Source organism: Nostoc sp. PCC 7524 (assembly GCF_000316645.1).
Taxonomy (GTDB): Bacteria; Cyanobacteriota; Cyanobacteriia; order Cyanobacteriales; family Nostocaceae; genus Trichormus.
The window spans coordinates 2907974-2930832 of record NC_019684.1 but is presented as its reverse complement, the minus strand read 5'-3'; the positions used below and the strand labels follow the sequence as shown (position 1 = coordinate 2930832).

The window sequence follows — 22859 nt, the reverse complement described above, 5'->3', positions numbered from 1 at the left end:
AAACTCGTCCCTACTAGCAAAGGCTTATTCTTAGTCCCCTGTAACCTATCACCTGTAACCTGTAACCTGTCCCCTGTGTTGCTGGAAAGGTAATCATTAATTCATTCCAAAGTTCCTTCAAAGGGAATAAATTTTGAGGTACGGTTATCCACTACAGAAATCCCCCTGGGGTTTGCTGCTTACCCAAGCTAAGACGCGGTAGATTGGATCTGTAGCCAAAAAAATGAGCGTACACAAAGCTACTACCAATCAAAGACTGACTGCGAATTACGGGCTGGTATCATATCCCCACCTCAACGCTCTGACTAAAGAAAAAATAATTAAGCACTACCGTTTTTCAAGCGACTGTGATTATGCCTAAAAAAATACAACAAACTATCAAACCACTGTTAAAAACCTTCTTAACCCTAGGATTGGTGTTGACATTGGTATTTAGCCACGCTGAAGGTGCATTAGCAGCCCGTAGTGGTGGCAGAATTGGTGGTGGTTCCTTCAGAGTACCTTCTAGCCGCACTTATAACCCACGTACCTATGCACCTCCCGGCGGTGGCGGCTACTATGCGCCTTATCCTGGTGGTGGTTTTGGCTTTCCTTTCTTAATTCCTTTCTGGGGTATTGGGGGAGGATTTGGTGGTCTGTTTACAATTTTAATCTTTATTGCGATCGCTAATTTCTTAGTTCAAACCTTCCGCCGTGTCTCCAGTGGTGAAGGTGAAGAAGTCGGCTATAGCAGCAACCCTACTGTGAGCGTAGCTCGTTTGCAAGTAGGATTATTAGCACAAGCCCGTGATTTGCAACCCGAACTAAACCGCATCGCCGAAGCGGCTGATACCAATTCCCCAGAAGGACGCGCCCAAGTGGTGCAAGAAACCAGTCTAGCCTTGCTACGTCACCCTGAATATTGGGTATATGCAGGTGTTGGTACACAACAAGCCAAATTAAATTCTGCTGAAGGCCAGTTCAACCGCCTAGCATTAGCAGAACGTAGCAAGTTTAGCGAAGAAACTCTGTCTAACGTCAACAACCAGCTAAAAGCTGCCTTAGCAAAAGATGCTTTGCCCTCATCTGGTGAACTTGAAAACCCCACCCGTTTAATTAGTGAAGGCCCTGGGGAATACATTATTGTCACCTTATTAGCGGCGACATTAGGCAAGTGGGAACTCCCAGCCGTTAACAATATTGATGATTTGCGTCAGGCTTTACGGCAAATGGGTAGCATCCCTGCTGATAAACTGTTGGCGCTGGAAGTGCTGTGGACACCCCAAGCTGAAGGTGATACTCTCACCTCTGATGATTTGTTAGCCGAGTATCCTGATTTGAAACTGGTTTAACAACAAGCCAGTCCCCATAAAACAAGTTTAACCGCATTGGTCAAAGTAGTATTTTCAAGCCAGGAGGTAGTAGTTTTGTTCTACTGCCTCCTACGTTATGAGTGGGATTTTAAGTTATAGCATCACCTGTCACCTGTCACCTGTCACCTGTCACCTGTCACCTGTCACCTGTCACCTGTCACCTGTCACCTGTCACCTGTCACCTGTCACCTACTATACATTTCAAAATCACATCTGAAAGCTCATGTGTTTTTCCAGGACACAGTTCAGCAGCAGCACCTAGTTTTACAAAACCTAACTTTTCGTAAAAAGAGATAGCGGCTAAATTATCGTAATTTGTAAATACCCAAAGTTGCTGATATCCAAAATGGCTGGCATATTGTTTTAAATGTTCCATCATGATGGAACCACAACCTAATCTGCGGAATTTAGGACGCAAACCAAACCATCCTACCCAAACCACATCTGAGGGACTATCAATTACTTGATACAGACCCATAACTCCTATTGTTTCTGCTGCTAACTTAACTAGATAAACTTGCCAAAATGTAATCGATTCATCAGGCTTACCAATACCACACCATCTGAGCATTGCTAAACTAAATTGATCACCAAATTCCAACTCTTTTAAAAGAGGAACAAAATCTACAATATCTGTAGTTTGGATAAATTTGAGATGTTTTGTACAGTTTTCTTTGAGTTGCTGCATAAGTATAGTAATTCGATTTGATAATGAATATTTATGCGCCAGCACAGGCTACGCCAACAAAAATAAAAGTTCTAGAAATGTGGAATTAAGCGAAGATTTTATTCACAAAACAACACCAAATATGAAACTTGCTATCTATTGAAAAATGCAAAGGAATTGATTACTTGTTGATATGCTTGGCGGTAGATAGCATCATTATTGCCATAACCAGTTTTGGATAAGGTTAATACAATAATTCGCGAATCTCTAGGGCTTACAAAAGCAACGTGTTCGTTTTCGTATAAGCCACTAGATTGAAATTTAATGCCTCTTTGTCCAGCCATTCTAGCAGATTGAAAATTCCGGGTGGCACTGAATTGATTACTCTGCTTTACCCAATTCTGTAAAGATAGCTTACGCGGATTATTATTAATAGTTATATGAACATTGGCTGGGTATTCTGTACCTCCTTCATATTCACCAGCACGGATTTTTTGAGCGTGGTTTTTCGTCCAGATATCAATAGTAGCCAAGGGAGAATTAACGTTATTTCTGGGTGTGGATAGCTGATTATCTATGGCGAAATCTTGAACAGAGTAGCTAAATTGAAACCGAAAGCGATCGCTCCGGTAAATGGCTTGATTTTGCGACACAGGTTTTGGTGTAGACTTTGATGCAGCGATCGCACCGTGACTAGCAAAAGACACCTCTGCTTGATAAGCGATCGCTCCTACTGTCACCACACCTATCAAAACTGGTTGTACAATCCACTTTTGGATTTGCTTGTAGTCAACTTTCATCATTCTCTCCTGGGAACTTAGCCGATTACACAATATAGTGCTTATAACTTCACCAGCTATCAAACAATTTTCGTAAGTCCTCTCAGGTAGCTTTTACCTATACGTGTAGTAAATTATTCGATAGCCATAGGCGATCATCTGATTAAAGCTCTATCAACTTGATGTTTGGTCACTGTCCACTAACCTCATCCCTGCAAAGGTACTGCTACTCTAATTGTAGAGAAGTCTGAAAACTCAGCCGATTGTGTTGAATATGAATGCTCATAAAGTAGAAGTTGTTTTAACCGAAGATGGAACTTTGACGCTACTAGGTTTACCCTTTCATGCAGGGGATGCTGTGGAAGTGATTATTTTGGAAACTACAACTCAACAACAGCAAGCATCACAAACAGCGCAAACAGATGCAAATCCTTATCCTTTGCATAACACCCAACCATACAGTTATGATGACCCTACAGAACCAGTCGGTTTAGAAGACTGGGAAGTTTTGCAATGATTATAGTTGACACTCATATTTGGGTTTGGTGGGTGCAGAACGATTCACGATTGACCAAACAACAACGACAATGGTTACAAGATTACGAGTCTGACGGTTTAGGTGTTAGCATTCTTTCTTGTTGGGAAGTGGCCAAACTGGTAGAGAAAAAAAGACTAATTTTACCGTTAGCCATTGATGAATGGCTAGAAGTTGCTTTAGCGTATCCTGGTGTACAACTATTAAATTTGTCTTTGCCGATAGTCATAGATTCAACTCAATTAAGCGGCTTTCATAGCGACCCATTTGATCAACTGATTGTGGCTACAGCCAGATTTTATGATTGTCCTTTGCTAACTGCGGATGAGAAAATTCTTAACTATCCCGATGTGCAAACTCTGAAGTAGTGCTATTTACTTTGTCTTTGATTGAGATAGAAAATACATCGCCTGGTTTCATGAGGACTGCTTCCTGACAGCCAACGTAGTAGGATGGTGAACGGGAAAACCTCAAAACAATTGAGGCAACCTAAAATTAGAGCAAAAGACGAATCTGAAAACAAGCACACTCCATGAGAATCTCTCTGAATTGGCTGCGGGAACTGGTAGAGATAAAACTAAGCCACGAAGAACTGGCACATACCCTGACAATGGCAGGGTTTGAAGTTGAAGATATAGAAGACCGTCGCACATGGGCAAACGGCGTTGTTGTGGGCAGAGTGCTTGAGCGTCAACCCCACCCCAACGCTGATAAACTGAGTGTTTGCCAAGTCGATATCGGTGCAGCTGAGACTTTAAATATTGTCTGTGGTGCGCCTAATGTCCGGGCAGATATTTATGTGCCGGTGGCGACAACAGGAACTTATTTACCAAACATCGATTTAAAAATTAAACCCGCTAAACTGCGCGGTGTCCCATCTCAGGGCATGATTTGTTCTTTAAAAGAACTGGGTTTACCTGCTGATGTCGATGGCATTCATATTTTCCCCCAAGACAATCTCCCCTTGGGTAGTGATGTCCGTCCTTTGTTGGGTTTGGATGATGTAATTTTAGATGTCACCGCTACCGCTAACCGTGCTGATGCTTTAAGTATGGTAGGGATAGCGCGGGAAGTGGCAGCTTTGACTGGTGCAAAATTAAGCATTCCAGCATCTGGGGAAATCTCAGTTCCTCAAAATGCAGAGGCCTTAAGCTTAAAAATTGCTGATACCCAAGCTTGTCCGGCTTACATTGGTACAGTAATTGACCAAGTAAAAATTGCCCCTTCCCCAGAATGGTTACAACAACGCTTGCGTGCGGCTGGTGTCAGACCTATTAATAATGTGGTGGATATTACTAACTATGTATTGTTGGAATGGGGACAACCACTACACGCTTTTGACAAAGACCGTTTAACAAACGTTGCAGAGACATTAAATTTAACGTCTTTACAGATTGGTGTACGTTTCGCCAACTCCGGGGAAACCCTCAAAACCCTGGACGGACAGACTCGCAACCTAGCAACCCAAAACTTATTAATTACTGCTAACGATAAACCCGTGGCTTTAGCCGGTGTGATGGGTGGGGAAGAAACAGAAGTTCATGACGGTACACAAAGCCTAGTTTTAGAAGCAGCATTATTTGATTCCGTCGCCATTCGCCGTTCTTCTCGCAGTGTAGGTTTACGTAGCGAATCTTCTGGGAGATATGAACGCGGCGTTAACCGTGCAGAGTTAGAAGTCGCTTGTCGCCGGGCTTTATCCCTGATAACGGAATTGGCTGGGGGTGTAATTGTCCATCAAGCAATTGCCGATACCCGTCCCGACCCCTCTACCTGGAGTCGTTCAATTGCACTGCGTTTAGACCGATTAAATGAAGTGCTGGGGCCAGTGATTTTGGGTGAAGAAACTGGAGAAATCGAAACGCAAGATGTAGAACGAATCCTCACAGCACTAGGTTGTCAGTTAACTCCCACGGAAGAACGCACTTGGAATGTGACAGTTCCACCTTATCGTTACCGCGACTTAGAACGGGAAATTGATTTAATTGAAGAAGTTGCCCGTCTCTACGGTTACGATAATTTCTGTGATACCTTACCAGATAAAACAGAAGCTGGTTATTTAACCATAGACCAAGAACAGACTCGCAAGTTACGCGCGGCGTTGCGGGCAGAAGGTTTAACGGAGTTAATGCAATACTCCTTAGTCAAACCTGGGGAAGACAGACAGATAGTTTTAAGTAACCCCTTATTTGTTGAATATTCTGCATTGCGTACCGATTTGTTGACTGGGTTGATTGACGCGTTTCAATACAACTTAGAACAGGGTAACGGTTCTCTCAATGGTTTTGAAATTGGGCGGATTTTCTGGCAAGAAGAAGAAGGTTTGCGAGAAGCCGACGCAGTAGCCGGGATTATGGGCGGAGATAGAAGCCTTGGTAAATGGTCAACAGGTGGACGGGAACAACCAATGACTTGGTTTGAAGCCAAAGGCATTTTAGAAAGTGTGTTCCAGCAAATGGGAGTGCAAGTAGAATATCAGCCTGATTGCCGTGATGAACGTCTGCACCCAGGACGCACCGCCTCTTTATGGATTCGAGGTAATAGATTAGGGATTTTCGGTCAACTCCATCCCCAACAGCGCCGTGACAAAGGTTTACCAGAATCGGTTTACCTGTTCCAGTTGGATTTGGATGTGCTGTTGAATGCCTTAGACCAAGATGAAATTCTGGTTCCCACCTTCACAGCTTATTCTACCTACCCAGCGAGCGATCGCGATATCGCTTTCTTTTCCCCAGTCAAAGTCTCCGTCGCCGAACTAGAAAAAGCCATTACCCAAGCTGGTAAAGGGTTACTAGAATCTGTGGAACTGTTTGATGAATACCGGGGCGAAAATGTCCCCCAAGGACAACGCAGTTTAGCCTTTCGTCTAGTATATCGGGCAAGCGATCGCACTCTCACCGATACTGAAGTTGAGCCAGTTCACAACAAAGTCCGCGAAGCCTTAGTAGAAAAATTCGGCGTTAACCTCAGAAGTTAATCTGAATTTTGAGATTTGCCCAATTCAGATACCCGACTTCTTCAACAAGTCGGGTATCTTGGCCAAAGCTGTAGAAAAAAATCGGTGAATGTACCGCCCAACATCGTCAACGTATCGCCCAACATTGCCAACGTATCGCCCAACATTACCAACGTATTGCCCAACATTACCAACGTATTGCCCAACATTACCAACGTATTGCCCAATATCGTCAACGTATCGCCCAACATCGTCAACGTATCGATTAACTCTCTTGTGTGTACATGGTAGCCTGCAATTGTAGAGACGTTGCATGCAACGTCTCTACATTAATTCTTGCTCCCCTTCCCTACAAGGGAAGGGGTTGGGGGTTAGGTTTGAGAGAAAGTTGCACACAGCATTACCTATTACCCTTTCCTTCCTCATCCTCCAAACCTTTAACCCGTTGCAGCACAGGGAAACATTGATTAATCAGCCAAATCGGCACAGACAATCAAGATGCGATCGCCGTCTTGGTGCAACTGCTGCATTCACAACATCTGAATGACTACACCCGTAGGCAGGCAGCAGTAAACTTGTTCGTTAGTCACGACAACTTATTGTGTCGTTAGATCACTAACTTCTGTCGTGACGACAACTTGTTATGTCGTTAGATCATTAACTTCTGTCGTGACGACAACTTGTTGTGTCGTTAGATCACTAACTTCTGTCGTTACAACAGCTTATCCATTTGTGGCAAATGCTTATGTTGTCGTTACCACCGCTTAAGCAAAACTTATCAATTCAAATCTTATTCGTAATGACGTTCAACCAATTATCGACCAACTGCAATTAGTAGTTTAGTAGGGTGCGTCAGTATGAATAATTTCTTGGTATAACTAGATTTTCTCACACTGACGCACCCTACATTTGACTGTCAGCTGTCACCTGTCACCTGCTATATCAACAGCCTACTCGTCCAAACGTCATTTTCTCCTAAGATGACAACAGGTAGTTAATCAATCTAAAATTCATCATGCCCAAATATGTGATGTGGGGAACTTACTGCGAAGACGTTCTCGAAAAACGCGCCCCTCACCGTCAAGCACATTTAGACGGTTTAGCCAAACAAAAGGAATCCGGCGTACTAATTACAATTGGCCCCACCAAAGATGTTACTAAAGTTTTTGGCATTTACGAAGCAGAAGACGAAGCCACTGTCCGCCAGTTAATTGAAAATGACCCCTACTGGCAAAATGGTATTTGGACTGAATACTCTGTGAAAGAGTGGATTCAGGCTTTTTAATTCCAGCATCACTAACTATATAACTGGTACATAAACATCTTCTCATGTGCCAGTTTTTTATTGTCTAGCCATACTAGGAATATTCTTTAAGTAAATATTAAATATTCTAGCTTCCAATAGATAAAATTGCTATTTTGTTAATGCCACTATGACACAGTGACTACATTAAAATAATCTCATTTGTCTACACTAAAAATAACAACATCTACTACATCTGCAACGACAAAAATCACTATTTGGCTTGCATTGTAGATGTTTTCACAAGGTGAAACATATGAAAAAAATCCTCAAACGTGCATTTCTACCCAGCTTGATGGCTGCAAGTTTAGCCAGTGCTACCTTGCTTCCGGTTCAACCTGCTGCTGCTGACGACAAAGTGCTTGAAGATGCTTTGATTGGTGCTGGTGTTGGTGCAGTCACTGGCGTTTTTACCAGATGCGGTTCTGTATTAAATAATGCTGCTAACGGTGCTGCGGCTGGCGCGGCTGTAAATGGTGCTAATGGTCTCAGGAGAAATCGCAGAAACCGTAACTTGGCTAAAGATGTTGTTGTCGGCGCTGGTGCTGGGACATTGGCTGGCGTGGTGACTGGTGGTTGTAGAAGACCCCTCAATAATGCTATCAATGGTGGGGCAGCCGGTGCAGCAATTCATATCTATCGCAATAGAAAAAGATAAGTAGGAGTTTATCGACATCAAAGCCCAGAATTCATCATATAGCAGAAGGCAATAGGCACTCTTGCAATAGGCAATAGTAAAATCCATACTATGAATGAGTTTGAGCTTTTAGTCATGTCCTAATCACCTTGTCTACAGCTATAAATTCTGTGTGCATAAATAGAAGATAAACAGATTGAAGACCACCCAGTTTTGTACTTGGTGGTCTTCAATTATGGACTTCCAAAAAAATACTCAATACATAGGCTGCATCAGTCAGAGAACTCCTTGACATACCAAGAAATGATTCGTACTGACGCACCCTACTAAGAATGTAAAAATTAATTTTTAACCCTTCAACGCCTTTCTAAAGTTATTGCGATATGCTTTATTAACAATAAATAAAGCAGGCCATAACAAAGTTAAAATCATCCGATTGGGCAAAGATGGAGTAAAGTTAGTTCTTCTGAAACCATTCCAAAACTTCCAAGCGCCACCGACATAAACCACGATTAAGGCAAAAATAATTAACTTAGGCATCGCCATCAACTCCGTTAGTAAATGACAAAATTGAACATAAGTATTACTCCATCATGTAGCTATTTTATAGCTTATATAGCAATCTGATTTGATTTCTAAAATTATCTGCTTAGGTAGGCAATAGGCAATAGGAAAGAAGGAAGTAGAGGTGTACTGAGTGTTTTATGCGCCAGCGCAGGCTACGCCAACAAAAATCAAATAGGAGTCCTATAGTAATTTGAGTGTAACTTATTAATTTATGCTTAAATATCTAGATGGATTACAAGCATACTTTCCCTAATCAATGTAGAGTAACTTACCTGTACCAGCTAGAGCAATAAGCCCTGACATATCAAGCTTTCGAGATAAAACTTATTGGATAGATATTTCTACCTTGCTACACTTGTTACCATATGAGTAACAGAAATATCTCTTACTAAAATATAATCTCAATACAAGCCAGTCAAATTAATGAACAAAGAGATACACAGTATTCTTAATTTGTATATTACTTTTTCCTGCTTCCTGGTTGCCTCTCCAGCCTCTGGTGGCTACCATAATGAAACCTGATTCAGTAACAATACCATTTAGTAGCAAGTAGTTAATTAGCTTGCTCGGCTTGAGAGGTTGTTTGAAAAGTGTTTAGCTGTGATTTTAGAGACTTATTGATCCCCCCTACCCCTGCTCCCCTACCTTCGTTGAGGAGTGCCAAGCTTGAATACTATCAATTTCTCACGGGTTATTCATCTGAGTCATGTAATTGACACAGATATTCCCCAATGGCCAGGCGACCCTCCAGTTGAGTTTACCCCTGTTGCCGAGCTGCAAGATGATGGCTACCATCTGCGGCGCTTTTCTATAGGTGAACATAGCGCCACCCATATCAATGCACCTAACAGTTTTTATCAAAATGGTGTGGGCATTGACCAATATCCTGCTCAGTCATTGATTGTATCTGCGGTAGTTATAGATAGCAGTACAGCCGCTACAGTCAATCCTGACTATACTCTCACTACTGCTGATGTGATAGCGTGGGAGGAACAACACGGTGAGATTGCTGTTGGTTCTGTCGTCATATTATATACTGGCTGGCAACATAAATGGGCTGATAAAAATGCCTTCTTCAACCAGGATGCTCAAGGAACTATGCACTTTCCTGGTTTTGGCCGTGATGTGACTCAGTTCTTGCTGCAAGAACGACGGATTGCTGGTGTAGGCATTGATACTCATGGTGTAGACCCCGGACGAGATCACAGTTTTACTACCAATCGCTTGGTATTAGCACAACAAGGCATTGTGTTAGAAAATCTCACCAATTTAGACCAACTACCACCCAAAGGTACTACCCTAGCTATTGGGATTTTAAGGTTACGCCGTGGTTCGGGTTCGCCTGTGGGAGTGTTAGCATTAGTCCCTTAAGTTTTGTATCTGTCTTGACTATCTCCCCACGATTCTCCAAACTTGACGATAACGTAGAAGGCAAGTCAAACTAATTGCACTCAAACGGAATCTCAGCTGGGGGTCTGATAGATGACAACTACGCTCACCTGTCAAAATTACATTAATGATCAGTGGTTGGATGCTACAGCAGAAAATATCCTTGCTAGTCATAACCCTGCAAACAAAACCGAAGTTGTTGCTACTTTTCCCCGTTCTCAAGTTGAGGATGTTCACCAAGCCGTAGCCGCAGCCCGTCAAGCTTATAAGAGTTGGCGTAAAGTTCCTGCCCCAGCTAGAGCCGAATATATCTTTCGGGTTGGGGAATTATTAGCTGAACATAAGGAAGAACTAGCTCAGTTAATGAGCCGAGAAATGGGTAAGCCCTTAACAGAAGCTAGGGGTGATGTGCAGGAAGGTATTGACTGTGCTTTTTATAGTGCAGGTGAAGGACGGCGCTTGTTTGGGCAAACCACACCTTCAGAAATGCCCAATAAGTTCGCTATGACTGTACGGATGCCTATAGGAGTCTGTGCTTTAATCACTCCCTGGAATTTTCCCGTAGCTATCCCTTGCTGGAAAGCGATGCCAGCTTTGGTATGCGGCAATACAGTGATTCTCAAACCGGCAGAAGATACCCCCGCTTGCGCGACTAAATTAATTGAGATTTTTGCCGCCGCAGGTTTACCACCAGGAGTAATTAACTTGGTACATGGGGTAGGCGAAGAAGCGGGGAAGGCTTTAGTTGAGCATCCTGATGTAGATTTAGTCTCGTTTACCGGTTCTTCTGAAACTGGTGCCTTTGTTGGCGCTACTTGCGGACGCACTCACAAGCGCGTCTGTTTGGAAATGGGGGGTAAAAATGCCCAAGTGGTGATGGAAGATGCAGATTTAGAATTGGCTCTTGATGGGGCAGTATGGGGAGCTTTCGGTACTACTGGTCAACGGTGTACCGCTACCAGTCGCTTAATTTTACATCGTGACATCAAGGAAAAATTTACCACGATGTTATCTGAGCGTGCCAGTAAGTTGCGCTTGGGTGCTGGTTATGAGCCTGATACAGATATTGGGCCGATTGTTAACCACAGACAACTACAACGGGTACATGAGTATATGAAAATTGCCCGTGAGGAAGGCGCAAAAATTTTAATAGGTGGAGAAATTGCTACAGCAGGCACACTCAAAGAGGGTTATTTCTTTGAGCCAACTATTCTAGATAACGTTACGCCTGATATGCGGGTGGCGCGGGAAGAGATTTTTGGCCCTGTGGTGGCATTAATGGAGGTGAGTACATTTGAGGAAGCGATCGCTATTCTCAATAATACTAAATATGGTCTGTCTTCCTCAGTGTATACCCGTGATATCAACCGGGCTTTTACTGCCATGCGCGATATCGAAGCCGGAATCACCTACATCAATGGCCCCACCATCGGCGCAGAAGTACACTTACCCTTTGGCGGTGTGAAACAAACTGGTAATGGACACCGGGAAGCCGGCACTACCGCTTTAGATGTCTTCACTGAATGGAAAAGTGTTTATGTTGATTTTTCAGGTAGTTTGCAACGCGCCCAAATAGATAATCGTCAGTGAAGGCGGCAATTCCGTTGACACTCTCCTGATTAAAAATCAGTTAGTAGGGTGCGTCAGTATGAATAATTTCTTGCTACAGTCTCGCACTGACGCACCCTAAATTTTGGATATCTGGAAATTTCTATGTTTCAATCCCTAATAGGGATTAGTGTTAATTGCAATCTGACGCAGATAAGCCTGTGCCTCGGTACGTTGAAGTTTCAATCCCTAATAGGGATTAGTGTTAATTGCAATCACAAGTCTTGGGAGTTATTTCAAGGCTGGTAGAGTTTCAATCCCTAATAGGGATTAGTGTTAATTGCAATCAAACCGTATCGGCTGCGGCATCGGGTGTATGTCAGTTTCAATCCCTAATAGGGATTAGTGTTAATTGCAATGCGATCGCCTCTAGCTTCTCCTTCGCCCCTGGCTTGTTTCAATCCCTAATAGGGATTAGTGTTAATTGCAATGGTGTACAAAATGAAGTTTGAAGAATACAAAAATCAAATGTTTCAATCCCTAATAGGGATTAGTGTTAATTGCAATTATACCAACGTTGTTACTATGAATTTAGTTGTTTGGTTTCAATCCCTAATAGGGATTAGTGTTAATTGCAATTCAACTTTTGATTCAATGCGTGTTAATGCTGGTTGGTTTCAATCCCTAATAGGGATTAGTGTTAATTGCAATCAATTACCGAGTCAGTGGGAATGAAGCCTGGAATTGTTTCAATCCCTAATAGGGATTAGTGTTAATTGCAATAAGGAATGGACTGAAACATACGTACTAACCCACATTAAGTTTCAATCCCTAATAGGGATTAGTGTTAATTGCAATCCTTATTTTTTAGGCAGGCGTGGCAGTGGTAAGTTTCAATCCCTAATAGGGATTAGTGTTAATTGCAATCCCTTTCCGCAAGCGGTGCTAGTGCTAGTACAGAGGTTGTTTCAATCCCTAATAGGGATTAGTGTTAATTGCAATCTTGAAACATTTTCGTCACCCTTGTACCAATTCATCCTGTTTCAATCCCTAATAGGGATTAGTGTTAATTGCAATCAAATTTCATGATTTTCATCCTCTAAGAATTTTTTGTTTCAATCCCTAATAGGGATTAGTGTTAATTGCAATACGTTGACCTAAAATTCCAACCCCTGCTATGGCTATAGCTAGTTTCAATCCCTAATAGGGATTAGTGTTAATTGCAATTTCTATTAGAAATTCGCCCTACAAATTTCAACCCGGTTTCAATCCCTAATAGGGATTAGTGTTAATTGCAATCAATTGCCAAACCGAATTCAAAGCATTTAAAGATGGGGTGTTTCAATCCCTAATAGGGATTAGTGTTAATTGCAATATGTCAGACTCAACTGCATCCCAAGGAAGGAATTGGTTTCAATCCCTAATAGGGATTAGTGTTAATTGCAATCGCGACTAGCTAAGTCAAATACCTTGAGGGACAATGCCGTTTCAATCCCTAATAGGGATTAGTGTTAATTGCAATTGCTGTCCCTGTGAGCGGAACAGTGTTAATGCTGCTGGTTTCAATCCCTAATAGGGATTAGTGTTAATTGCAATACCTGCACCCAAGAAGGTTGCAAAGGTCAAGGAAGTTTCAATCCCTAATAGGGATTAGTGTTAATTGCAATTGGGAAGATCCACTAGATACTAGAAACGAGCAAAGTTTCAATCCCTAATAGGGATTAGTGTTAATTGCAATGCGGCGAGGGCATCGGCATCATTGCCCCAGGCTCTGTTTCAATCCCTAATAGGGATTAGTGTTAATTGCAATTTTAACTGTAATTTTTGAGGAGAGCGAGCAATGATTGTTTCAATCCCTAATAGGGATTAGTGTTAATTGCAATTATTCTCTCATTCAGTTTTCTAGATGGAATACCCGTTTCAATCCCTAATAGGGATTAGTGTTAATTGCAATTCCTCAACTGGAAGCGATCGCGCAGTGGGCTGATAGTTTCAATCCCTAATAGGGATTAGTGTTAATTGCAATAATGAGTTCTTTACCTGTAAGTGCAGTATGTATAAGTTTCAATCCCTAATAGGGATTAGTGTTAATTGCAATATTCCTCGTCTCCGTCTATTGTTAAAACTTTTACTTCCAGTTTCAATCCCTAATAGGGATTAGTGTTAATTGCAATCCAAGGTTCTTTTAAGTAACTAGAACTGAATCCATGTTTCAATCCCTAATAGGGATTAGTGTTAATTGCAATGTACCCTCGGATGTTATCAACCTCACACGGGTTAACCTAGGTTTCAATCCCTAATAGGGATTAGTGTTAATTGCAATTCTGTAATCTCAGTCTCAGGGTATCTATCAGAGTCATGGTTTCAATCCCTAATAGGGATTAGTGTTAATTGCAATCCTGTAAAATGGCAAATGCGATTAAAAATTCCTTGTTTCAATCCCTAATAGGGATTAGTGTTAATTGCAATGAAAATACTGCCTTGATGCTCCCATCTACCAGCTAATCGTTTCAATCCCTAATAGGGATTAGTGTTAATTGCAATGGTTGATCAGGCTGGTTTATCTGCCAAAGGGATATCGTTTCAATCCCTAATAGGGATTAGTGTTAATTGCAATCCAGGTAGTCTGCACAAGTTTTCGCCCCAAGTATGAAGTTTCAATCCCTAATAGGGATTAGTGTTAATTGCAATAATGCTAATGCTTTTGAGTATTATGTAGACTTATTGTTTCAATCCCTAATAGGGATTAGTGTTAATTGCAATAACTAACTGTTGTTGATTTGGCGTTTAAGATGCGTTTCAATCCCTAATAGGGATTAGTGTTAATTGCAATGCTGATATTATTGCCAAATCATCAGAGCTTCGCCCAGCAAGTTTCAATCCCTAATAGGGATTAGTGTTAATTGCAATTAGTAATCAGCCGATTAATCTCCGTGTCTAGGATTAAGGCGTTTCAATCCCTAATAGGGATTAGTGTTAATTGCAATTAAAGAGGGGGAGACGTTCACTTTTAATCGGTACTGCTGTTTCAATCCCTAATAGGGATTAGTGTTAATTGCAATGCGCGTGGGTACCGATGCCGATGCCTGATGGTGTTTCAATCCCTAATAGGGATTAGTGTTAATTGCAATGCGAGAACGACCAAGAAGAAATAAGAGCAATACTAAGTTTCAATCCCTAATAGGGATTAGTGTTAATTGCAATCTCTATCAGCCGGAAACATTCTACAAATCCAATCATTCCAGGTTTCAATCCCTAATAGGGATTAGTGTTAATTGCAATCTTTTCAAGAAATAGAATGCGATAGCTCAGAACGTTTCAATCCCTAATAGGGATTAGTGTTAATTGCAATCTGTCAGCGTATCTAGTTTCAACTTGTTTGCTGTTTCAATCCCTAATAGGGATTAGTGTTAATTGCAATGCGCGATTTCACACCTAGCAGGATTAGAAGATTAGAGATTAGTTTCAATCCCTAATAGGGATTAGTGTTAATTGCAATAGTAGGGGAATGGATAGAAGCAAAAGAAGACAGCGGTTTCAATCCCTAATAGGGATTAGTGTTAATTGCAATCTTACCATGTTTAGACTTGAAGTTGGGATATTTAGGTTTCAATCCCTAATAGGGATTAGTGTTAATTGCAATTTAACCAAAAGCCCGGCACTCGTTACAAAAGGTACGTTTCAATCCCTAATAGGGATTAGTGTTAATTGCAATCAGGGGGAGTAAATGAGTAGTTCCGAATCGTCTAGTTTCAATCCCTAATAGGGATTAGTGTTAATTGCAATAGCGGCAGCCTGAAAGCTAGTGTGTATTTGCTTTTCAAGGTTCAGTTTCGCGGATGGGTAGATTATAACACAGGAAAAAGTCATTTGATTTACATGAAATTGCTGAAACCCAGATTGGGAAAGGTGCGCGGATGGTTTTAATTTAATTGCGCTGCAAAAGATTGTCCGATAAGGAATACAGCGATTTCTCCACACCAGGGAAATTCTACACCTACCCATCCGCGCATAGGACTATTAGGAATCTGATTTTTCTCCGAGTGAATTAGTCCTAATATTGTTCCGTTTCTCGTTAAAAGCCAATCTCAATAGTCAAGCTGCGAATTTTGCCTGTATCGACTTGGGCTTTATCTGCCACTTCCAAAGTCCAGTTTCCTTGAGGACTTTTTTCTTTGAGTTGAGTTAGTTCTGGGGTATTGACCTCATCATAGGTTTTTTTGATGTTGTCTGTGGCTCCGCCTTGGCGATTGTGCAGAATTATCGGTAATACACCAGATTCTTGAGGGGGGTTGATAGAGACAACTAAATCACCAATGTAAGTATGCTCAATGTCTACCTCAACTTTGATAGATTTTATGGGTTTGGTGTTAGCGATCGCTAAACTAAGTTGAGATGTCTGCAAATCGTTAATGGGGACATCCTGCACAACTTTGAAAATCCCCACTGGTTCGGGTTGGGCTGGTAATGCTAATTCTACGGCTTTGAGGGCATTAACCCGACCATAACCATAAAAAGGGCTACGGCCATCAGCATTATAATTACCTCCAGCTACATCAATGCGATCGCATGAGCGTTTAATGATGTCTCGCACTTCATCCCAACGTAAATCCGGGTTACGGGCAATAATCAACGCCGCTACACCAGCTACCCCAGGACAGGCGCTAGAAGTACCACCGAAACTATTAGTGTAATTGCCTGCTTGGTCGCCTAGGGTAATATTACCGGAATTGTAACCAGCTAAACCAGTGCGATCGCTTGTCCAAATGCCAGGAGTTTGAGAACTATAACCATTATTGCTAGGGAAAGCACACCAGACGGCATTACCAAAATCACTGTAAGCACTTCTAGTCCCAAAGTCGTTACAAGCAGCAATCGCCATCACTTTCGAGTAGCTAGCGTAGCCGTCATTATCTACACTTTCATTGCCATTCCCAGCTGCAAATAAAATTACGCATCCCTTGCCATTACGACCTTTATTAATGGCATAATCCATCGCTAACCGTGTCGAGTCAGGTAAAGGCACCTTTTTGTTATGGGCTGGATCATTTGCATCCCACCACTTCCCATCCGGTGGCCCCCAGCTACAAGAGATGATATCTGCACCATTTTGCGCCGCCCACACAAAAGCGTCAGCTTCATCCTGTGAACCCAACGCTGAGACAAACCGAATCGGCATGAGTTTGGCTTTTGGTGCTACACCCGATGCCCCGAAGTTACCATTACCACAAGCCACCCCAGCACAGGCTGTACCATGATGATCCCAATTTCCTGGGCGGGGATCATTAGTTTTGCGTGTCACATCCCTTGGGGCAACAATCTTGCCCGCAGAACGAAACTCTTCATGTTCGATATCTACACCATCATCAACAATAGCAATAGTTGTTCCTGCGCCTTCGCTTAACTTCCAAGCAGCTTCCACGTTGGCGTGAGCATTGATAGTTTTACTATTAATAGTTGTTTCCTTGAGATGCCATTGCTGAGGGAAAGCTTGACGTTGGCGAAATTCCCTTACTAGCTCAGGATGGCACAATTCTACAGATTCTTCATGTAAGAGTCTTTCGGCAATGTCAAAAACAGCTAAACCAGTATTTTCAGGTGCGCTGACAAAGTAAGCATTGCGGGCATACTCCAGTTGACGTTTGATCCTTAAACCGTAACGTCCCAAAACTTCATGGCAGGTGGTGACTTCTGCTTCATCATCGAACTTAACAAATAAGTTTTCCGTATAGATAACTGGTTCCATTGATACAGGATCAACCAGTACCCGCCCTGCAAATTGGATTTCTGGTTCCTGATTTAAAACTTCCCTAGCTTGATCACGCAAAACACTATCTTGACTTGGGACTTTAGCTTGCAGAATTTCTACACCTGCTTGATGAAACTCTACTTTTACCTCAAATTGATTGAGGATGTTATGCGCTTGGGGTGATACAGATGCAACTTCAAACGGTCTATCACCTATAAGCACACTGCGGTTGTGAGTACGAACTACAATGTGATTGTCACTGATGACAAGTTCATACTGTTCACCATTCTCACCGCCATAGCGAACTTGAACCATAACTGAATCTCCTGCTATAAATTTGATCCTAAGCCTCTGCCCGTCGTGTGTTTATCTGAAATGAAACACCCAAAAGCCGCAGCTTAGAGAGAATTTAACCTTAACAAAGCCCCTGCGGGGCGAGGCAATAGGCAAGAAGGCAAATAGGCAATAGAGGAAGAATTTGCCCCGTACTCCTTCGGAGAACCAAGCTACGCGTAAGCGTCCCGCAGGGAACAAAGAGAAGGTGGGCGGCTGAGTTTTGACTGTTGCCTATTGCAAGAGTGTCTATTGCCTTTCATCAGTAGATACAAGCCTGCCTGCAATTTTTCCAGAAGCAAGGTAGTAGAAGTTACAAAATGTAAGTAAACAGCAACTTGAGCCAATTTTTCGCTGTCTAAGGACGATAGGTTTGTAGTGAGGACTTTAGTCCTAGAAACCATGAGGACTGAAGTCCTCACTACGAACAAATTATTACAATTGAGTCAAGATGATAGAATTTATCCTCCATGCTTATTCTCTACCCCCAATTGCTGAAGTGAGATTTACAGCAGACTACTTTAATAAATATCCTCAACAAGTTCGGACTGGTAAAGATGCTGCCCTCTTCTATAGTCGCCAGCCTGGATACTACGCGGTACACTACAAACAACCTAACACAACAGCGTCTCAAGCGGTTTTAGTATTGAATGAGGGGAAAATTGCCGTTTTTTCCGGCGAACCAGAAGCAGCAATTACAGATTTACTTAGTCCAGTTTACAGAATGCCAGGGGGTTTACTGGCTGTTCCCACGGGGTTAGTATTTATTCGCTTTGCTGAAAACGTTGAGGTGGAGTCACAGCAAGCAGCAATTCATCAAGCAGGGTATGAAATCGCTGAAAGTCTCGCTTATGCTCCTCATGCGGCATGGTTACGTGCTAAATCAGGTGAAATTGACGCTGCTTTGACAGGAATTTCGCAATTAGCAGCACTCCCGAATGTGGAGAATGTGGAACCTCAAATGTTGATGGAAAGAAGTCTGCGCTAGTAGCGTGGATAGGTGACAGGGGACAGGTTACAGGTTACAGGTTACAGACTTGAAAGCCTTTTAGTGTAATGCTTTGATGATTGCTTGATGTCCTAATCTATTGGCGATCGCTATCACTTCCGTAAATATGTAAATTTTGGTTACTCAGGTTGCCGATTTCCCTATCTCGCAAAAATCTAAAAAAAATATAAATTTTATACTTTAAAGCTATTCCGCACTTACAATATCATTTTCTGCTATTGAAGTTATACCGATCCCCAAAAATATACTTATCTTGCTGAAGCACTTGCCGTATCAACTATGTTTACCTAGTATCCGGTGGATGTTGTCTGATTACCTTTCATACATTCTTGTGTATGTTCTTAATTAATCTCTATTTTTCTTATTTAAAAATATTAATTATTTACTAAATTTAATAATTAAAAAATACTTATTAATCTGTAATAATAAGCCGCTAAAAAGCTTGGATTAAAACAATATGGCAACTATGATAATCAAAATGCTCAGAATTATTTCCTGTATTTATACAATTAAATCAAGTGAGTAATAATGATTAATTTATTATTTCCACTTTCTATTTTATTATCTGCTTCAATGCCAAGTAATTATTTAAATATTTAGTATAGGAATTTAATCAATCATTTTATGAAAGATTTTTACTGTGATTAGTGGTACTAAATCTCAATCAATATATTCATAAACAGTCTTGATTGAGTTTGTGTTAATCAGCAATAGTATTAAATTATACAAAAATAATATTTTAAGGACTGAAAAGAAAATGGACACCAGATGTATAATTAGCGCGTCTCCTCTTGCATAAAAATATGAATTTCAAACTAATCGGCTTTCTGTTTCCTGTACCCGGATGAGGAGCATTATGTGGCAAAAAGAGCAAAAAGATAGTGGGATAGTAAATTTGGCTTTACTGTTGGCTTTAGCTACCAGTCCGACGGTAGCTAACCTGTTGATGTCTGTTCCTGTGTTAGCCCAGTCTGAAACTGAGACGACGACTTTTACAGCACCGCCAACTGTGGCCACTGGAACGACGGTGCGGATTGATGGCGCGAATGGCTTGGCTGTTTTTAATCAAAATTTGAAACAGAGTTTTGAGCAACAGTTCTCTGGTTCTAAGGTGGAAGTTGCCACTAATGGTACAGAGGCTGCACTCAAAGCTGTGCAAGAGGGGACAATTGATATAGCAGCGATCGGCCGTGGCCTCACTCCCGAAGAAAAAGCCCAAGGGTTAGCACAAGTCCGGTTGCACCGAGAAAAGATTGCAATCATTGTCGGCGCAGACAACCCTTTTAAGGGCAGTTTGACTGATAGGCAATTTGCCAGGATATTCCGGGGCAGAATCACCAATTGGTCGCAATTAGGAGGCCCAGATACTAAGATTCGGGTAATCGATCGCCCGGAGAATAGCGGTACTCGTGAAGCATTGAGCAACTATCCAGTGTTTCGGGCTGCAAAATTTGCCACAGGCTCTAATGCCACTCAGTTAACAGAAGATAACACCGCAGAAATTGTTAAACAATTGGGTAAGGACGGCATCAGCTATGCTAGAGCTAATCATGTCTTAAAACTGTCGGGTGTGCGAGTGTTGCCGTTGCATGAAACCTTGCCAGATGATCCTAAATATCCCTTCTCACAACCTTTAGTTTACGTTCACAAGCAAAATCCCAGCCCTGGTGTAGCCGCTTTTTTGGGATTTGCTCTAGCACCCCAAGGACAGCAAGCAATCGAAGCCGCCAGAGTAGCGGAAGCAGAAGCGATCGCTAAAGGTGAATCACCAGAATTGATTGCTGCCAATACCACCCCTACGGCAGAAGTTACGCCTGGGGTAAATACTACTCCCAATGCAGAAACGACTCCTGAAGTGGCGAATTCTCCCACAGCGACAACTGCCAGCAATGCGACAGTCACTAACCTTACCCAGCCATCAGCGATCGCTACTCCGGAAAATCCCAATGTGGTGGGGCGAGATTTGCTATGGTGGTTGCTCTTACCTGTAGGGGCGATCGCTGGCTCATTATTATGGTTTATGAGACGGCCATCAGCATCTGGGGAAACTAATGATTTAGATAGTGTTAAGGACGCAATTTCTGGTTCTGAGTCGCCAGTGGTAACTGACACTACTGAAGATACAACCACTCATTTAGGGTTAAATGATCAACAGCCAGAAAAACCCACCCCTTCCCCCATCCCACTACCGCCTGAGTTAGAACAATCTCCTTGGGATATGGAAGCACCAGCGACTATCGTCAATACGTCCTATCCCCCAATAGTAGAAGTTCCTCAAACTACAACTCATGATGAGGAACCTAAAACAACGGATATCGCCAATGAAAATTCGGAATTACCCAATACTGCCATAGTCATATCTAGTGAAAATGATAGTGGCATGGAGTCCCAGGAGGAATTGACAGCCGAATCACCGGAAAATGTCACCCCAGCAGCAACTATAGCCAGTATCTGGGCAATGATTGAGGAGTCTGAGGAGACAGGGGAAGCTGAATTGCCTACACCAGACATAACAGCCATCCTTCCTGGTTTACCAAATGTTTCCCAAAATGAATCGAGTCATGTAGAGGCAGAAATCACAAGTGCCAGTGATTTGACAGCCGAACCACCCCAGCCCGAAGCACCCAGTATGGAGTCTCTGGTTGAGGAGCCGGAAGCGACAACTGAAATCAATGTGCTTCCAGAAGCAACCGATGCAAATTCTCTGGTTGAGGAGCCGGAAGCGACAACTGAAATCAATGGCGCTATTGAGTTCCTCCCAGATGAATCAGAATGGGAGCTAGATTTACCCCCACTGGAAGAAGAGCCTTCGACAGCGCCCCAATTTACAGATATTTCTGAAGAAGCATTAAATTTGATAGCCGACGCAGCCGAACCGTCCGATAATGAGATATTAGAGGAGACAGAAGATATAAATTTAGGGAATTTGGCTGATGATGCAGCTTTAGCAGCAGCCGGAATCGGAGACTGGGCGAATATTTATGGCATTCAAGACAATGCCCCACTAGAAGCACCAGAGGAAGCTAATACCATAAATTCCCCAGAGGAAAATTTAGCACCAGTGGAAACAATATCTGCCGACTACCAAAATTCTGATGAGGAGAGTAGTATTGTTCTTCGTCCTCGTAATCCTGAGTGGGCTTTTGTAACTTGGTATGTTTCTCTCAGTGATCAGCAAGAACTTAATCAGGCAGGGATTTCTCAGTTAGGATTGCGACTTTATGATGTCACCGAGATTGATCTGAGTTATCAACTACCGCATCTGGTAGAGCAGTATGAATGTGAACCAGGCACAACCGATCGCTATGTGTCTATTCCGGCTAGCGATCGCAACTACATGATAGAAATTGGCTATGTCACCACAGATGATAACTGGATGAAAATAGCCCGTTCAAGCATTGTACATATCTTCAATCGTCCCTACACAGAAGGTATACTTGCAGATGCTTTAACAGTAGATGCACAAAGCCAAATTCTCTTCACTCCTCGAACTTCTAAGTGGGCTTATATCTCTTGGCAAATTTCTGAGACGCGTCAACAAATGCTGCAAAATGCTGGCATTTCCCAGTTAACTTTGCGGCTTTATGACGTGACTAATATTGATCTGAGTTATCAAAAGCCGCAAATGGTGCAGCAATATGAATGTGAGGAGATTACCCATGATCGCTATATAGCTATTCCCCATAGCGATCGCGATTATATGGTGGAGATTGGCTATTTAGAAGGCGATCGTTGGATGACTATAGCCTGTTCCACAATTGTCCGTATCTTCAGTCGTCCCCACGGAGATTTTTGGTTTGTCGCCGATGCCGAATTGATTATTCACGGAGCCACAGATCCAGGCGCAACAGTGAATATTGCCGGTAAACCTATCACCCTCAAATCCGATGGGACATTCCATTTGCGTATCCCCTTCTCAGAACAGTTAATTGAGTATCTCATCACTGTATCTACTGCCAATGGAGAGCAAACTACAAGCATTCACAAAAAGTTTTCTCAAGAAACTTTAGAAGGCTAATATCTTTGGATAAAAGA

General features: G+C 42.3%; 16 protein-coding genes and 1 CRISPR repeat array. Of the genes, 11 read left to right on the top strand and 5 right to left on the bottom strand.

The features are described from left to right. Nucleotides 1-353: 353 nt before the first annotated feature. Nucleotides 354-1331, top strand: coding sequence for a DUF1517 domain-containing protein (locus tag NOS7524_RS11660; protein WP_015138687.1), 978 nt, complete (start codon nt 354-356; stop codon nt 1329-1331). Nucleotides 1332-1530: 199 nt separating this feature from the next. On the opposite strand, the gene NOS7524_RS11655 is transcribed toward NOS7524_RS11660, so the two are convergent. Both NOS7524_RS11655 and NOS7524_RS11650 read right to left on the bottom strand, forming a co-directional pair. Further along, complete coding sequence (locus NOS7524_RS11655; RefSeq protein WP_015138686.1) at nt 1531-2040, bottom strand: GNAT family N-acetyltransferase; 510 nt, start codon at nt 2038-2040, stop codon at nt 1531-1533. Between the two features lie 131 nt (nt 2041-2171). Next, complete coding sequence (locus NOS7524_RS11650) at nt 2172-2822, bottom strand: hypothetical protein (protein WP_041555284.1); 651 nt, start codon at nt 2820-2822, stop codon at nt 2172-2174. A 250-nt stretch (nt 2823-3072) separates the two neighbouring features. Between NOS7524_RS11650 and NOS7524_RS11645 the strand changes: the two genes are divergently transcribed. From NOS7524_RS11645 to pheT, 3 genes are all read left to right on the top strand, one after another. Then, nucleotides 3073-3315 (top strand): hypothetical protein, encoded by a 243-nt coding sequence (locus NOS7524_RS11645; RefSeq protein ID WP_015138684.1) that lies wholly within the window; start codon nt 3073-3075, stop codon nt 3313-3315. Continuing rightward, nucleotides 3312-3701 (top strand): type II toxin-antitoxin system VapC family toxin, encoded by a 390-nt coding sequence (locus tag NOS7524_RS11640; protein ID WP_015138683.1) that lies wholly within the window; start codon nt 3312-3314, stop codon nt 3699-3701. The genes NOS7524_RS11645 and NOS7524_RS11640 overlap by 4 nt, the downstream gene beginning before the upstream one ends. A gap of 164 nt (nt 3702-3865) precedes the next feature. Beyond that, a complete protein-coding gene (gene pheT / locus NOS7524_RS11635; RefSeq protein ID WP_015138682.1) occupies nt 3866-6310 on the top strand; it encodes a phenylalanine--tRNA ligase subunit beta in 2445 nt (814 codons plus the stop codon). Nucleotides 6311-6334: 24 nt separating this feature from the next. On the opposite strand, the gene NOS7524_RS29410 is transcribed toward pheT, so the two are convergent. Beyond that, entirely contained in the window at nt 6335-6604 is a 270-nt protein-coding gene (locus tag NOS7524_RS29410) for a hypothetical protein (RefSeq protein ID WP_041555283.1), read from the bottom strand. Nucleotides 6605-6677: 73 nt separating this feature from the next. Between NOS7524_RS29410 and NOS7524_RS29960 the strand changes: the two genes are divergently transcribed. The 3 genes from NOS7524_RS29960 to NOS7524_RS11620 all read left to right on the top strand — a co-directional run bounded on the left by NOS7524_RS29960 (nt 6678) and on the right by NOS7524_RS11620 (nt 8250). After that, on the top strand, nt 6678-6836 hold the full coding sequence (locus NOS7524_RS29960; RefSeq protein WP_171815366.1) for a hypothetical protein: 159 nt from the start codon (nt 6678-6680) through the stop codon (nt 6834-6836). A 468-nt stretch (nt 6837-7304) separates the two neighbouring features. Further along, nucleotides 7305-7574, top strand: a complete 270-nt coding sequence (locus NOS7524_RS11625; RefSeq protein WP_015138681.1) for a YciI family protein — start codon at nt 7305-7307, stop codon at nt 7572-7574. 274 nt (nt 7575-7848) lie between these two features. Then, nucleotides 7849-8250 (top strand): hypothetical protein, encoded by a 402-nt coding sequence (locus NOS7524_RS11620; RefSeq protein ID WP_015138680.1) that lies wholly within the window; start codon nt 7849-7851, stop codon nt 8248-8250. A gap of 327 nt (nt 8251-8577) precedes the next feature. On the opposite strand, the gene NOS7524_RS11615 is transcribed toward NOS7524_RS11620, so the two are convergent. Beyond that, nucleotides 8578-8769 carry a hypothetical protein gene (locus tag NOS7524_RS11615; RefSeq protein ID WP_015138679.1) on the bottom strand — a complete coding sequence of 64 codons (192 nt, stop codon included), beginning with the start codon at nt 8767-8769 and terminating at the stop codon, nt 8578-8580. A 693-nt stretch (nt 8770-9462) separates the two neighbouring features. Between NOS7524_RS11615 and NOS7524_RS11610 the strand changes: the two genes are divergently transcribed. Both NOS7524_RS11610 and NOS7524_RS11605 read left to right on the top strand, forming a co-directional pair. Further along, on the top strand, nt 9463-10167 hold the full coding sequence (locus tag NOS7524_RS11610; RefSeq protein WP_015138678.1) for a cyclase family protein: 705 nt from the start codon (nt 9463-9465) through the stop codon (nt 10165-10167). Between the two features lie 111 nt (nt 10168-10278). Continuing rightward, complete coding sequence (locus tag NOS7524_RS11605) at nt 10279-11775, top strand: aldehyde dehydrogenase family protein (protein ID WP_015138677.1); 1497 nt, start codon at nt 10279-10281, stop codon at nt 11773-11775. A gap of 125 nt (nt 11776-11900) precedes the next feature. Beyond that, nucleotides 11901-15519: direct repeats of the CRISPR family, unit length 37 nt; unit sequence GTTTCAATCCCTAATAGGGATTAGTGTTAATTGCAAT. Between the two features lie 289 nt (nt 15520-15808). Here the strand turns inward: NOS7524_RS11605 and NOS7524_RS11600 are convergent. After that, nucleotides 15809-17797: a S8 family serine peptidase gene (locus NOS7524_RS11600; protein WP_015138676.1), complete on the bottom strand. Its 1989-nt coding sequence runs from the start codon at nt 17795-17797 to the stop codon at nt 15809-15811. 469 nt (nt 17798-18266) lie between these two features. Between NOS7524_RS11600 and NOS7524_RS11595 the strand changes: the two genes are divergently transcribed. Then, nucleotides 18267-18803 carry a hypothetical protein gene (locus tag NOS7524_RS11595; protein WP_015138675.1) on the top strand — a complete coding sequence of 179 codons (537 nt, stop codon included), beginning with the start codon at nt 18267-18269 and terminating at the stop codon, nt 18801-18803. Nucleotides 18804-19680: 877 nt separating this feature from the next. Continuing rightward, complete coding sequence (locus NOS7524_RS11590; protein WP_015138674.1) at nt 19681-22842, top strand: DUF4912 domain-containing protein; 3162 nt, start codon at nt 19681-19683, stop codon at nt 22840-22842. Nucleotides 22843-22859: the final 17 nt, after the last annotated feature.

Excerpts from the sequence above, each read along its gene's own strand:
- NOS7524_RS11660 (WP_015138687.1), top strand. The coding sequence starts at position 354 with ATGCCTAAAAAAATACAACAAACTATCAAACCACTGTTAAAAACCTTC.
- NOS7524_RS11655 (WP_015138686.1), bottom strand. The coding sequence starts at position 2,040 with ATGCAGCAACTCAAAGAAAACTGTACAAAACATCTCAAATTTATCCAA.
- NOS7524_RS11650 (WP_041555284.1), bottom strand. The coding sequence starts at position 2,822 with ATGATGAAAGTTGACTACAAGCAAATCCAAAAGTGGATTGTACAACCA.
- NOS7524_RS11645 (WP_015138684.1), top strand. The coding sequence starts at position 3,073 with ATGAATGCTCATAAAGTAGAAGTTGTTTTAACCGAAGATGGAACTTTG.
- NOS7524_RS11640 (WP_015138683.1), top strand. The coding sequence starts at position 3,312 with ATGATTATAGTTGACACTCATATTTGGGTTTGGTGGGTGCAGAACGAT.
- pheT (WP_015138682.1), top strand. The coding sequence starts at position 3,866 with ATGAGAATCTCTCTGAATTGGCTGCGGGAACTGGTAGAGATAAAACTA.
- NOS7524_RS29410 (WP_041555283.1), bottom strand. The coding sequence starts at position 6,604 with ATGCAACGTCTCTACAATTGCAGGCTACCATGTACACACAAGAGAGTT.
- NOS7524_RS11625 (WP_015138681.1), top strand. The coding sequence starts at position 7,305 with ATGCCCAAATATGTGATGTGGGGAACTTACTGCGAAGACGTTCTCGAA.
- NOS7524_RS11620 (WP_015138680.1), top strand. The coding sequence starts at position 7,849 with ATGAAAAAAATCCTCAAACGTGCATTTCTACCCAGCTTGATGGCTGCA.
- NOS7524_RS11615 (WP_015138679.1), bottom strand. The coding sequence starts at position 8,769 with ATGCCTAAGTTAATTATTTTTGCCTTAATCGTGGTTTATGTCGGTGGC.
- NOS7524_RS11605 (WP_015138677.1), top strand. The coding sequence starts at position 10,279 with ATGACAACTACGCTCACCTGTCAAAATTACATTAATGATCAGTGGTTG.
- NOS7524_RS11600 (WP_015138676.1), bottom strand. The coding sequence starts at position 17,797 with ATGGTTCAAGTTCGCTATGGCGGTGAGAATGGTGAACAGTATGAACTT.
- NOS7524_RS11595 (WP_015138675.1), top strand. The coding sequence starts at position 18,267 with ATGATAGAATTTATCCTCCATGCTTATTCTCTACCCCCAATTGCTGAA.
- NOS7524_RS11590 (WP_015138674.1), top strand. The coding sequence starts at position 19,681 with ATGTGGCAAAAAGAGCAAAAAGATAGTGGGATAGTAAATTTGGCTTTA.